At 68.0% G+C, this 12,062-nt stretch carries 10 protein-coding genes; 9 read left to right on the top strand and 1 reads right to left on the bottom strand.

Annotated elements, in window-relative coordinates; translation table 11 throughout:
* The first annotated feature begins 61 nt into the window (after positions 1-61).
* The 6 genes from yajC to ACY48E_RS07045 all read left to right on the top strand — a co-directional run bounded on the left by yajC (position 62) and on the right by ACY48E_RS07045 (position 8,350).
* On the top strand, positions 62-427 hold the full coding sequence (gene yajC / locus ACY48E_RS07070) for a preprotein translocase subunit YajC (protein ID WP_462871427.1): 366 nt from the start codon (positions 62-64) through the stop codon (positions 425-427).
* A gap of 182 nt (positions 428-609) precedes the next feature.
* Positions 610-2,397: a protein translocase subunit SecD gene (gene secD, locus ACY48E_RS07065; RefSeq protein ID WP_462871426.1), complete on the top strand. Its 1,788-nt coding sequence runs from the start codon at positions 610-612 to the stop codon at positions 2,395-2,397.
* A 3-nt stretch (positions 2,398-2,400) separates the two neighbouring features.
* On the top strand, positions 2,401-3,570 hold the full coding sequence (secF, locus tag ACY48E_RS07060) for a protein translocase subunit SecF (RefSeq protein WP_462871425.1): 1,170 nt from the start codon (positions 2,401-2,403) through the stop codon (positions 3,568-3,570).
* A 4-nt stretch (positions 3,571-3,574) separates the two neighbouring features.
* On the top strand, positions 3,575-5,266 hold the full coding sequence (locus ACY48E_RS07055) for an ABC transporter substrate-binding protein (protein ID WP_462871424.1): 1,692 nt from the start codon (positions 3,575-3,577) through the stop codon (positions 5,264-5,266).
* Positions 5,263-5,793: an adenine phosphoribosyltransferase gene (locus ACY48E_RS07050; protein WP_462871423.1), complete on the top strand. Its 531-nt coding sequence runs from the start codon at positions 5,263-5,265 to the stop codon at positions 5,791-5,793. The genes ACY48E_RS07055 and ACY48E_RS07050 overlap by 4 nt, the downstream gene beginning before the upstream one ends.
* Positions 5,794-6,025: 232 nt before the next feature.
* The gene (locus tag ACY48E_RS07045; RefSeq protein ID WP_462871535.1) at positions 6,026-8,350 is read left to right on the top strand and encodes a RelA/SpoT family protein; all 2,325 of its coding nucleotides are present in this window, start codon (positions 6,026-6,028) and stop codon (positions 8,348-8,350) included.
* Between the two features lie 29 nt (positions 8,351-8,379).
* On the opposite strand, the gene ACY48E_RS07040 is transcribed toward ACY48E_RS07045, so the two are convergent.
* A complete protein-coding gene (locus ACY48E_RS07040) occupies positions 8,380-9,252 on the bottom strand; it encodes a peptidylprolyl isomerase (RefSeq protein ID WP_462871422.1) in 873 nt (290 codons plus the stop codon).
* A 160-nt stretch (positions 9,253-9,412) separates the two neighbouring features.
* Between ACY48E_RS07040 and ACY48E_RS07035 the strand changes: the two genes are divergently transcribed.
* The 3 genes from ACY48E_RS07035 to ACY48E_RS07025 all read left to right on the top strand — a co-directional run bounded on the left by ACY48E_RS07035 (position 9,413) and on the right by ACY48E_RS07025 (position 12,059).
* Positions 9,413-10,087, top strand: coding sequence for an MBL fold metallo-hydrolase (locus ACY48E_RS07035; protein ID WP_462871534.1), 675 nt, complete (start codon positions 9,413-9,415; stop codon positions 10,085-10,087).
* Positions 10,088-10,165: 78 nt separating this feature from the next.
* Complete coding sequence (hisS, locus tag ACY48E_RS07030; protein WP_462871421.1) at positions 10,166-11,431, top strand: histidine--tRNA ligase; 1,266 nt, start codon at positions 10,166-10,168, stop codon at positions 11,429-11,431.
* On the top strand, positions 11,421-12,059 hold the full coding sequence (locus ACY48E_RS07025) for a hypothetical protein (RefSeq protein ID WP_462871420.1): 639 nt from the start codon (positions 11,421-11,423) through the stop codon (positions 12,057-12,059). Before hisS ends, ACY48E_RS07025 begins: the two co-directional genes overlap by 11 nt.
* Positions 12,060-12,062 lie beyond the last annotated feature (3 nt).

Raw genomic sequence — 12,062 nt, 5'->3', positions numbered from 1 at the left:
TGGCACACTGGTGGCACCATCACGCCCGCCCACCACTTCGATCGTCTAGGACTGAAGCCGTATGGAACTGCTCTTTCTTCTGCTCATCGCCGCCCTGCTGATCCCGATGTTCCTCGGGATCCGCCGTCAGAAGCGTGAGATGGAGAAGGTGGCGCTGCTCCAGGACTCCGTTCAGGTCGGCGATCAGGTGCTGACCACGTCGGGCTTGTACGGCACCGTCGAGGCTGTCGACGAGGGCACGGTCGACCTCGAGATCTCGGAGGGCATCGTCACCCGGTGGTCGCGCGCCGCCATCCGGGAGATCATCTCCGACGACGCCGACGACAGCGACGACGCGGACGACACCGACGAGAGCGACGGCGCCGACATCACGGACGAGGCGCAACGCCCGGTCGACGACGCGACGCCCCGGCTCACCAAGGACTGACCTCCCCGCGCCGTAGCGCAGGAGGGCTCTGCTCGGGTACACCGTCCTGTCGGCCGTACATCCCACCGGAGTACGGTCGTCAGGTCGCGGGCGGCCTTCGTGTGCGCCCGCGCGCCGAACCCCGCGCCGTAATCACTGCCGCTCACCCGAGCCGACGTCTCATCGAGGAGAATTCGACAACCGTGGCACCCTCTCGTGGATCGACGTACCCAGTGCGCGCTCTGGCATTCTTCGGCGTGATCGTCGCGGTGATCTATGCCCTGGTGTTTCTGACCGGTGACAGATCGCCGACGCCGAAGTTGGGGATCGACCTGCAGGGCGGGACCCGCGTGACGTTGACCGCTCGGACCCCGGACGGGAGCGCCCCCAGCCAGGACAGCCTGCGCCAGGCCCAGCAGATCATCGAGACCCGCGTGAACGGTCTCGGTGTGTCGGGATCGGAGGTGCTGATCGACGGCACGAACCTGGTGATCACGGTTCCTGGTGACGACAGCTCACAAGCGCGAACCCTCGGCCAGACCGCACGGCTGTACATTCGGCCCGTCCTGAGTACCCAGGCACCGGGGTCCGCGGCAGCTCCGCCGGCCACCCCGGCGCCCGCCGCTCCCACCCCGGCGCCCGCCGCTCCCACCCCGGCGCCCGCCGCTCCCGCCCCGACACCTGCCGCCCCGGCGCCGCAGAACCGGCCGTTCCCGGCGCAGGATCCGGTGGGAACCCCCCCAGTCACGCCGGCGCCACCGCCCGCCCCGGCGGCCACCACGCCCGCCCCGGCGGCCACCACGCCCGCCCCGGCGCCTTCCGCCGCGCCGCAGTCGACAGCGGCGGAGACGGCAGAGGCCATCGCAGCGGCCAAGGCGCTGCGACAGAGCACCGACCCCGCCACCCAGCAGCAGGCCATGGCCACGCTGGACTGCAACGCACCCGACCCGCTCCAGGGCAACGACGATCCGAACCTGCCGCTGGTGGCCTGCTCGGACGATCGGACGGCGGTGTACGTGCTGGACAAGTCGATCATCGACGGCCAGCAGATCGCCGACGCGTCGTCACAGTTCGACCAGCAGCAGTCGCGCAACGTGGTGTCGTTGACGTTCGAGTCCGCGGCCAGTGACACGTGGGCGTCCTTCACGTCATCGAGCATCGGCAAGCAGGCCGCGTTCACCCTCGACACCAAGGTGGTGAGCGCCCCGGTGATCCAGGGCGCAACACCGGCCGGGAGCGCCACTCAGATCACCGGCAACTTCACCGCCCAGAGCGCGAAGGAGCTGGCCAACACCCTCAAGTACGGGTCACTTCCGCTCTCGTTCGCCTCGTCCGAGGCGGAAACGGTCTCGGCCACCCTGGGTCTGGCGTCGCTGCGGGCCGGCTTGATTGCGGGCGTGGTCGGGTTCGTACTGGTGTTGGTGTACTGCCTCGTCTATTACCGACTGCTCGGTATTCTCACGGCGCTCTCGCTGGCGCTGTCCCTGGTGGCCATCTACGGGATTCTCGTCCTGCTCGGACGGTGGATCGACTTCACGCTCGACCTGGCCGGCATCGCCGGCCTGATCATCGGTATCGGCATGACGGCGGATTCGTTCGTGGTGTTCTTCGAACGCATCAAGGACGAGATGCGTGAGGGGCGCAGTTTCCGGTCCGCTGTGCCGCGCGGGTGGACGCGAGCGCGCCGGACGATCCTCTCGGGCAACGCGGTCTCGTTCATCGCTGCCGGTGTGCTCTACGCCCTCGCCGTCGGGCAGGTGCGTGGTTTCGCGTTCACCCTCGGCCTGTCCACGCTGCTCGACGTGGTGGTGGTCGTGCTCATCACCTGGCCGCTGATCAACCTCGCCTCCCGCACCGAGTTCTGGTCACGTCCCGGCGTCAACGGCCTCGGCGCGGTTGCAGACATCGCCCGTGAGCGCAAGCGAGCAGCCCGGTCCGCGGTCGGCGCTGCTGCTGCCTCGACCTCCACCTCCACGCGCAAGGAACTCTGAGCGATGACCAGCGACACCGACGCACCGTCCCTCGCTCCAGCGGTCGGAGAGGCATCCAAGAGCTGGATCAGCCGTCTCTACACCGGAACGGGCGCCTTCGAGATCATCGGTCGCCGTCGGCTGTGGTTCGCCGTCACCGCTGCGATCGTGGCCATTGCGTTGGGCTCGATTCTGCTGCGCGGCTTCACCCTCGGCATCGACTTCGAGGGTGGGACCCGGGTGCAGTTCCCGGCCGCCGCCAACGTCACCACCGAGCGAGTCCAGGAGATCTACAGCGCCACCCTCGGCCGCGATTCGGTGGCCGTGCAGACCGTCGGTAGCGGCGCCGGAGCGACGGTGCAGATTCGATCCGTTGCCCTCGATCCCGCCGATGCCGCTCGACTGCAGAGCGCCCTGTTCGAGGCGTTCAAGCCGGTCAACTCGAGCGGTGTCGCCACACCGGACGCCGTCACCTTCACGGACGTGAGCGAAACCTGGGGAAGTCAGATCACGGACAAGGCGCTGATCGCCCTGGCGGTGTTCCTGGTCCTGGTGTCGATCTACATCGCCATCCGCTACGAGCGGGACATGGCCATCTCGGGCATCGCCGCCCTGTTCTTCGACATCCTGGTCACCGCGGGGATCTACTCGCTGGTGGGTTTCGAGGTGACCCCGGCAACCGTGATCGGCCTGCTCACCATCCTCGGCTTCTCGCTCTACGACTCCGTCGTTGTCTTCGACAAGGTCGAGGAGAACACTCGCGGTGTTCTCAACCTCACCCGTCGTACGTACGCCGAGCAGGCCAACCTGGCGATCAACCAGACGCTGATGCGATCGATCAACACGACGTTGATCTCCGTTCTCCCGGTTGCATCCTTGATGGTCATCGCCGTGTGGTTGCTCGGGGTGGGCACGCTCAAGGATCTCGCGCTGGTTCAGCTGGTGGGCATCATCGTCGGTGCCTACTCGTCGATCTTCTTCGCCACCCCGTTGGTGGTCACGCTCAAGGAGCGATGGGGTCCGGTGGCCGCGCACACCAAGAAGGTCCTGGCACGGCGTGAGCTCGCCGGCCGGGCAGCCACTGCGCCCGCCGGCGTCGGCGATTCGCCAGCATCGGTGAGCACACGGCGGGCTTCCGCTCCGCCGCGTCCCGGCGGACGACCCAGCGGGAAGCGCAGCAAGCGGTCGAGGTGACCGGGTGACCGCACCGAAGCCCCCCCGGCGCGTCCTGGTGGCGCTGGCGGCACTGACACTTCTGGTGGCCGGCGTCACCTCCTGCTCGTCGGGTAGTCGCGTCGCGACGGTGGGCTACGCCGTCGACAACGTGATCACCACCTACAACGCGGGTACGAGGGCTGGGGCGAGTTCCGCCGCGCAGCAGGCGTTCTCGCGGGTACTCACCGGCTTCAGCTACCTCGGACCCGACGGCAATCCGCTCTCGGACACCGATGTCGGCACCGCCACCCTCGCGCCGGGGCCCGTTCTCACGGTCGCCTACCGGTTCGCCGACGCAGCCATCTGGTCGGACGGTACCGCGATGTCCTGCGACGACCTGGTGCTGGCGTGGGCGGCTCGCAGCGGCCGGTTCATCCGGCCGGACGGCACCCCGGTGTTCGATGCCGCCGACACCGCCGGCTACTCCGACATCGACGGCATCGACTGCGCGCCGGGCTCGAAGAACGCCCTTGTGCGATTTCGCCCCGATCGGGCCTACACGAACTGGCGCGCGCTCTTCTCCGCCACGGAGATGATGCCCGCTCACGTGGCGGCGCGCGCCGCCGGCCTTCCCGATGTGGTCGGCGCGATCGTCGCCGCGGATCCGGCCGTACTCCCGCGCCTGGGTGATGTGTGGAACACCGGCTGGAACATCTCTCCCGGAGATCTCGATCAGGCGACCTTCGTCTCGTCCGGCCCCTACCGAGTCCAGTCGTACTCGGCCAATCAGGGGCTGGTGCTGGTGGCCAACGATCGATGGTGGGGGCGCCCGCCCGAGACTCGTCGAATCGTGATCTGGCCCAACGGAACCGACGTTGCGGCGCGGGCCGGGGCCGGGGATGTCCAGGTGGTCGACGGCGATGGTGGGAGTGCGCCGCCGGACGGCTTCTCCGGCCGAACCGTTCCCGGCTGGGGTATCGAGCAACTGGTGTTCGCCACAACCGGCACCTTCGCCGATCCTGCGGTGCGGCGCGGGTTCGCCTCCTGTGTGCCACGCGATGCCCTGTACGCCGATCTCGGTCATCCCGGCTACGACGCGGTGGCCGGGCGCGGTGCCGGCGTCGTGGACAGCCGGTTCGGCCTTCCGGGCACACTTGCGTACTCCGCGCTGGCCGGGCCGGGTGCCGGTCGTTACCGCACCCCGGATGTTCCCGCCGCAACGGCGGGCGTCGGGGCAAGACCGGTGACGGTGCGAATCGGTTACCTCGGTCCCAACGACCGACGCGCGAAGGTCGTCGCCGCAATCGCATCGGCCTGTGCTCCGGCCGGGATCACCGTGGTGGACGCCGCGGCGCCGGATTTTGCTCCGACATCGTTGGGAACGGCGGTCGATGCTGTTCTCACCTCGACCGCCGCCCGGCCCGGACTCAGCGGCTCCGACGTCGCGGTCGCGGCCCGCTACGCCTTCCGTACCGGGCAGGGAACCAATCTCGGGCGCTACTCCAATCCGCGGGTCGATGCGATCGTCGACCAGTTGGCCGTCGACTCCGCCGATGGCACCCTCCTGGGTCCGGGTGTGGAGGCGGAGAGCCTGATGTGGACCGACCTGCCGACGCTGCCGCTGTTCAACGTGCCTCGCTTGGTCGCGACGGCGGGCGGGATGGCCTCGGTGGTGCCGAACGTGACGTCAGCGGGAACGGGCTGGAACATGGACCGCTGGTCGCTGGTGGAATGACCGAGTCCAGCGCAGTGGCCGTCATCGATCGACTTACGCGTTGGGTCGACGATTTCCCGTCGCCGGGGGTCCGATTCGCCGATCTGTCCCCGGTCTTCGCCGACGCTCGAGCGCTGCGCACGGTGGTCGACGCCATGGCACACGGGGTCGACGACGTCGATCTGGTGGCCGGGGTCGATGCTCGCGGATTCCTCCTCGGTGGAGCTCTGGCGCTGGAGTTGGGAACCGGGGTTCTACCGGTGCGCAAGGCGGGCAAGCTTCCACCGCCGGTTCTCGCCGAGCACTACGCACTCGAGTACGGCGAGGCCACCATCGAGATTCCCGCGGACGGTCTCGATCTGACCGGCCGTCGTGTGCTGGTGGTCGACGATGTTCTGGCCACCGGGGGCACACTGGAGGCAGCGGCGCGTCTGCTCTCGCGCTGCGGCGCGGTGGTCGTCGCCGGGGCGGTGATGCTCGAGATCGAGGCGCTCGGCGGGCGCGGTCGGTGGCCCACGGACCGCCTCACCGCGCTCGCGGCCGTCTGAGGACTAGCATCGGCGGTGCGACAGACGCCGTAGATCATGATCCGGCAGCGCATTCTCGGTGGCAGGAGGTGACGAGGTGACTCGATACATCGGCAAGGACTCGACCGGAACCTCGGTGGAGTCCGGAACTTCCGCGTCCCCGTCCACGTCGGCCGGGTCCAATTCGGCCACCGGGTCCGCCGACACCGTGCCCACCGCCACATCATCCACCGCCACGTCGCCCACCGACACCGTGCCCACAGCCGCGTCGCCCACCGAAACCGTGCCCACAGCCGCGTCGCCCACGACCCCGAGCACCACCTACTCCGCCTCCCGCCGCGTGCGCGCCCGACTGGCCCGGCGCATGACCACCACCCGGCACGGGGCGGTACGGCCGGTGCTCGAGCCGCTGGCCGGGACGCATCGGGAGGTCTACCCGAAGGCCGATCTGTCGCTGTTGCAGCGCGCCTACGATGTCGCCGACGAGCGTCACTCGAATCAGATGCGCAAGTCCGGCGATCCCTACATCACCCACCCTCTCGCGGTCGCGAACATCCTGGCGGAACTGGGGATGGACACCACCACACTCGTCGCGGCCCTGCTGCACGACACGGTCGAGGACACCGGGTACTCGTTGGCGCAGCTCACCGAGGAGTTCGGTGACGAGGTGGCCCACCTGGTCGACGGGGTGACCAAACTCGACAAGGTGGTCCTCGGTACTGCTGCCGAGGGCGAGACCATCCGCAAGATGATCATCGCGATGGCCCGTGATCCGCGTGTGCTGGTGATCAAGGTCGCCGACCGCCTGCACAACATGCGAACCATGCGTTTCCTGCCGCCGGAGAAGCAGGTCCGCAAGGCGCAGGAGACACTGGAAGTGATCGCGCCGCTCGCTCATCGCCTCGGGATGGCGACGGTGAAGTGGGAGCTCGAGGACCTCGCCTTCGCGATCATGCACCCGAAGAAGTACGACGAGATCGTGCGGTTGGTCGCCGATAGAGCACCGTCGCGCGATACGTACCTGGCGAAGGTACGCAGCGAGATCAAGCAGACGCTGACGGCGTCGCGAATCGACGCGGCGGTCGAAGGTCGCCCCAAGCACTACTGGTCGATCTATCAGAAGATGATCGTCAAGGGCCGCGACTTCGACGACATTCACGACCTTGTCGGCGTCCGGATCCTGTGCGAGGAGATCCGTGACTGCTACGCCGCGGTGGGTGTGGTGCACTCACTGTGGCAACCGATGGCGGGCCGGTTCAAGGACTACATCGCCCAGCCCCGCTACGGGGTCTACCAGTCGCTGCACACCACGGTGGTCGGGCCGGAAGGTAAGCCGCTCGAGGTCCAGATCCGTACCCGGGAGATGCACCGCACCGCGGAGTTCGGCATCGCGGCACACTGGCGCTACAAGGAGATGCGCGGAAAGAACGCTGCGCGCGGCGACTCCGCCGAACTCGACGACATGGCCTGGATGCGGCAACTACTCGACTGGCAACGCGAGGCCGCCGATCCGGGTGAGTTCCTCGAGTCGCTCCGCTACGACCTTGCGGTCAAGGAGATCTTCGTCTTCACCCCCAAGGGTGATGTGGTGACCCTGCCCGCAGGGTCGTGCCCGGTGGATTTCGCGTACGCAGTCCACACCGAGGTGGGCCATCGCTGCATCGGTGCGCGGGTCAACGGTCGTCTGGTGGCTCTCGAACGCAAGCTCGACAACGGCGAGGTGGTCGAGGTCTTCACCTCGAAGGCGCCCAATGCGGGTCCGAGCCGTGACTGGCAGAGTTTCGTCGCATCGCCTCGGGCGAAGACGAAGATCAGGCAGTGGTTCGCCAAGGAGCGTCGCGAGGAGGCGCTCGAGGCCGGCAAGGATGCCATCGCGAAGGAAGTTCGCCGGGGTGGACTTCCGTTGCAGCGTTTGCTCAACGGCGAATCGATGTCGGCGATCGCGCACGAACTCCACTACGTCGACGTCACCGCCCTCTACACGGCGGTGGGGGAGAATCAGGTTTCGGCACAGCATGTCGTGCAGCGACTCGTGGCTCATCTGGGTGGGGTCGGTGACGTCGAGGAGGAGCTGGCCGAGCGGTCGACTCCGTCGACGATCCCCATGCGGCCCCGTCGGGTCGGCGACGCGGGTGTGTTGGTCGCCGGGGCCGAGGGTGTGGTGGCCAAACTGGCCAAGTGCTGTACTCCGATGCCGGGCGACGAGATCCTGGGATTCGTCACCCGCGGCGGGTCGGTGAGTGTGCACCGAACCGACTGCACCAACGCCGAGTCCCTCCACACGCAGTCCGAGCGCCTGATCGACGTGGAGTGGGCGCCGTCGCCGTCGTCGGTGTTCCTGGTGGCGATCCAGATCGAGGCGCTCGATCGGCACCGCCTGCTCTCCGACGTCACCAAGGCCCTTGCCGACGAGAAGGTCAACATCCTGTCCGCGTCGGTGACCACCTCCGGTGATCGGGTGGCCATCAGCAAGTTCACCTTCGAGATGGGCGATCCGAAGCACCTCGGCCACGTGCTGAACGTGGTGCGCAACGTCGAGGGTGTCTACGACGTGTACCGACTGACCTCGGCGGCCTGACAGCGCACCGAGGTCCGTCGGTACCCGGTCTAGAGATCCAGTTGGGCGGTTTCGATGGTCGTGGCGAGAGCGGGCGCGCCGTCCTGTCCACCGCCGGCCACGCCTGCGGCGGCGATCTTGTCGAGGGTGGCCAGACCCGTCGGATCGACGGTGCCGAAGATCGTGTAGTTCGGCGGCAACTGCGAGTCACCGAAGACGAGGAAGAACTGGCTCCCGTTGGTGTTCGGACCTGCGTTGGCCATCGCCACCGTGCCGCGCACGTATGGAACCGGCTGCTCGATCGCGGGGTCGGTCGGTGAGTACTGATCGGTGGGGAACTCGTTGGCGTACGCGTAGCCGGGGCCGCCGCTGCCGGAACCCGTGGGATCGCCGCACTGGAGTACCTTCAGCGACTCGGCAGTGGTGATCCGGTGGCAGATGGTGTTGTCGTAATAGCCCTGTCCGGTCAGCGAGGCGAAGCTGTTGACCGTGCACGGCGCCTTGGTGGCGTCGAGCGAGAGTCCGATCGGGCCCTGGTTGGTGGCGATGGTGACCCCCACCACCGACGACGTGGTCGGGATGCCCTCGGACTTGGGAGGGTTGTTGGGCTTGGCGGCGGTACCGATCGGGGAGTACGAGCAGTTCACGGTGTCCGGCAGGGGCGCCGAGCGCCCGGCGGGGAGGGTGCCCGCGGTCTGAGGTTTGAGCGGCGCGGAGCTGGTGGACCCGGCAGCGGACGCGGGTGAGGAGTCGTCGCTGTTCCTGACGACCGCGAAGGTTATGCCCCCCACCAGGGCGATCACGCCGACGACCGCAGCGGCGATGGTGAGTTGCTTGCGGCGACGGGCTCGAGCGGCGCGGTTCTCGAGTTGGCGCTCGAGCTTGCGCTTGGCGGCCTCACGTCGCTGTTCGTTGCTGGGCACTGCGGCGGTCCTCTTTCGTTCGGGCCTTCTGGTGAACTGGAGAAAGTGTGCCAGGCGTACCTGAGAGGCAACCGATCGGGATTGACCGCGCCCGCATAAGCTCTGGGTCTACCTTCCGGTGGTCGGTGTGCCGGTCACCTCGTCGAGAGGAGTCGAGATCGTGCTCGTCACCGGGTTCCCCGCTGGGATGTTCGCCACCAACTGCTACGTGGTCGCGCGCGACGGTGCGTCCGAGTGTGTGGTCATCGACCCCGGCCAGGACGCTGTCGAGCCCCTACTGACCCTCCTGGACTCGAAATCTCTCACACCGGCGGCGGTTCTGCTCACCCACGGCCACCTCGATCACATGTGGGATGCGCAGCCGGTGGCCGACAGGTTCGGTGTTCCGCTCTACGTCCACGACGGTGATCGCTACATGCTCACCGACCCGGCGGCGGCCATCGGGCCGCAGCTCGCGCAGTTCATCACCGGCCGCACCTTCGTCGAGCCGGCACGGGTGATCGAGTTGGTCGACGGCGATGCTCTCGCAATCGCGGGAATCGACATCGCCGTTGCGCACACCCCGGGTCACACCCCGGGGTCCGTGGTGTTCCGGATCGAGGTCGATGCCGGCAGCGGGGTGGGATCGGTGGTGTTCGCAGGCGATACCCTTTTCGCGGGGTCGATCGGGCGTACCGACCTGCCCGGTGGCGACCACGAGCAGTTGCTCGCGTCGATCGCGTCGGCCCTGCTGCCGCTCGGCGACGACGTGGTGGTGCTTCCGGGGCACGGCCCCGGCACCACCATCGGCGCCGAGCGACGCTCGAACCCCTTCCTCGTGGGCGCACCCGGCTGATCGGTTCCACAACCGGTCCCGGCGCCCAGCACGGGGAACCACCGGCCCGAGAAGACCCCCCGGACAGTCAGGAGCACCGTGTCGACCTCGTTCTCAGCGCCCAAAGGTGTGCCGGACTACCTCCCGCCCGACTCGGCCACGTTCGTCGCCGTGCGGGACGGGTTGATCCGCGCTGCCCGTCTGGCCGGGTACGGGCACGTGGAGTTGCCGGTGTTCGAGGACACCGCTCTCTACGCGCGTGGAGTCGGTGAGTCCACGGACGTGGTCAGCAAGGAGATGTATTCCTTCGCCGATCGGGGCGATCGCAGTGTGACGCTGCGTCCGGAGGGTACGGCCGGGGTGGTGCGCGCGGTGATCGAGCACGGGCTGGACCGGGGAGCCCTTCCGGTCAAGCTCTGCTACGACGGGCCGTTCTTCCGCTACGAGCGTCCGCAGGCCGGCCGGTACCGGCAGCTCCAGCAGGTGGGGGTCGAGGCGATCGGTGTCGACGACCCTGCGCTCGACGCGGAGGTCATCGCGGTCGCCGATGCGGGCTTCCGCTCGCTCGGTCTGTCCGGGTTTCGCCTCGAGATCACCTCCCTCGGTGACTCGACGTGCCGCCCACAGTACCGAGAGTTGTTGCAGCAGTTCCTGTTCGATCTCGATCTCGACGAGGACACCCGGCGCCGCGCGGAGATCAACCCGCTGCGCGTGCTCGACGACAAGCGTCCCCACGTGCGCGAGATGACCGCCAGGGCACCGCTGATGATCGATCACCTGTCCGCGGAGTCTCGTGAGCACTTCGAGACGGTGCTCGCGCATCTGGACGCTCTCGGTGTTGCGTACCAGGTCAATCCCCGCATGGTTCGCGGACTCGACTACTACACCAAGACCACCTTCGAGTTCGTCCACGACGGGCTCGGTGCGCAGTCGGGAATCGGCGGCGGCGGCCGCTACGACGGGTTGATGGAAAGACTCGGTGGGCAAGCGCTCTCGGGGATCGGGTTCGGTCTCGGAGTGGATCGGACCGTGTTGGCACTGGCCGCCGAAGGCGCCCCGCCGGTGGACGCCTCGCGGTGCGATGTGTTCTGTGTGCCCCTCGGTTCGGCGGCGAAGAAGGACCTGGCGGTGCTGGCGGCAACGTTGCGTGGTGCGGGGGTGCGGGTGGACGTCTCCTACGGTGACCGCGGGGTCAAGGGCGCGATGAAGTCGGCAGATCGCTCGGGCGCTCGGGTGGCTGTGGTTCTGGGCGATCGGGATATCGAGGACGGCGTCATGGGCGTGAAGAACATGGCAACAGGCGATCAGGAGTCCGTCGCAGTCGCCGACGTGCCGTCGCGAATCGAGGCGATTCTTGGCCGCTGACGACGATCCTGTCCGGACTGTCGACCTGGATCTGATCCCCCGGGACCTGGTGTTGCCGCGGCTGCGGGCGGTGGGCGCGGCACTGATCGGGGTGGGGACGGTGCTCGGGTTGATCACGGCGTTGTTCGCGCCGAACCTGGTGGCTCTCGTGGTTGCTGCGGCGGTGATCGTGCCGTCGCTGTTCCTGGTGGTCACCACCGCGCGGCGCCACATCGTGATCGATGGAACCGTTGTCACCCATCGGGGACGTCTGCGCACCACGAGACTGGACTTCGCCCAGGTCGTCACCGTGGAGATCGTGGTGCGGGCAGGCAAACTCAGCCAGGTTCTGCTCCGGGTGGGCGACGGTGAGCAGATCGTCACCGTCGCCCTGGCGCTGTACACCGACGACGGTGGACGCGAGTTGCCCGTACTGGGCATGCGGTCGCTCGCCGACGCCCTGTCCGCTGCGGCATTGGCGCCTGCCGCTGCCGTCGCCTCGGTGTTGATCGCACAGCTACGTTCGGACGCGCGCGATGCGCTCCTGCGCGAACGTCCCCTGTTCCAGGCCGTGACCCTGGTCAAGAAATCGGGTCGCATACCCGAGACGGTCCTGACCGATCGCGAGGTCGCCCTGCTGGCCGGGTGAGCG

The sequence above is a fragment of the Rhodococcus sp. AZ1 genome (genome assembly GCF_054979605.1).
The sequence above is the reverse complement of the archived record's forward strand: the minus strand, read 5'-3'. Positions and strand labels throughout refer to the sequence as shown.

Bases quoted from the DNA above. Each gene is read 5' to 3' on its own strand.
- ACY48E_RS07050 (WP_462871423.1), top strand. From the start codon at position 5,263: ATGACCGAGTCCAGCGCAGTGGCCGTCATCGATCGACTTACGCGTTGG.
- yajC (WP_462871427.1), top strand. From the start codon at position 62: ATGGAACTGCTCTTTCTTCTGCTCATCGCCGCCCTGCTGATCCCGATG.
- secF (WP_462871425.1), top strand. From the start codon at position 2,401: ATGACCAGCGACACCGACGCACCGTCCCTCGCTCCAGCGGTCGGAGAG.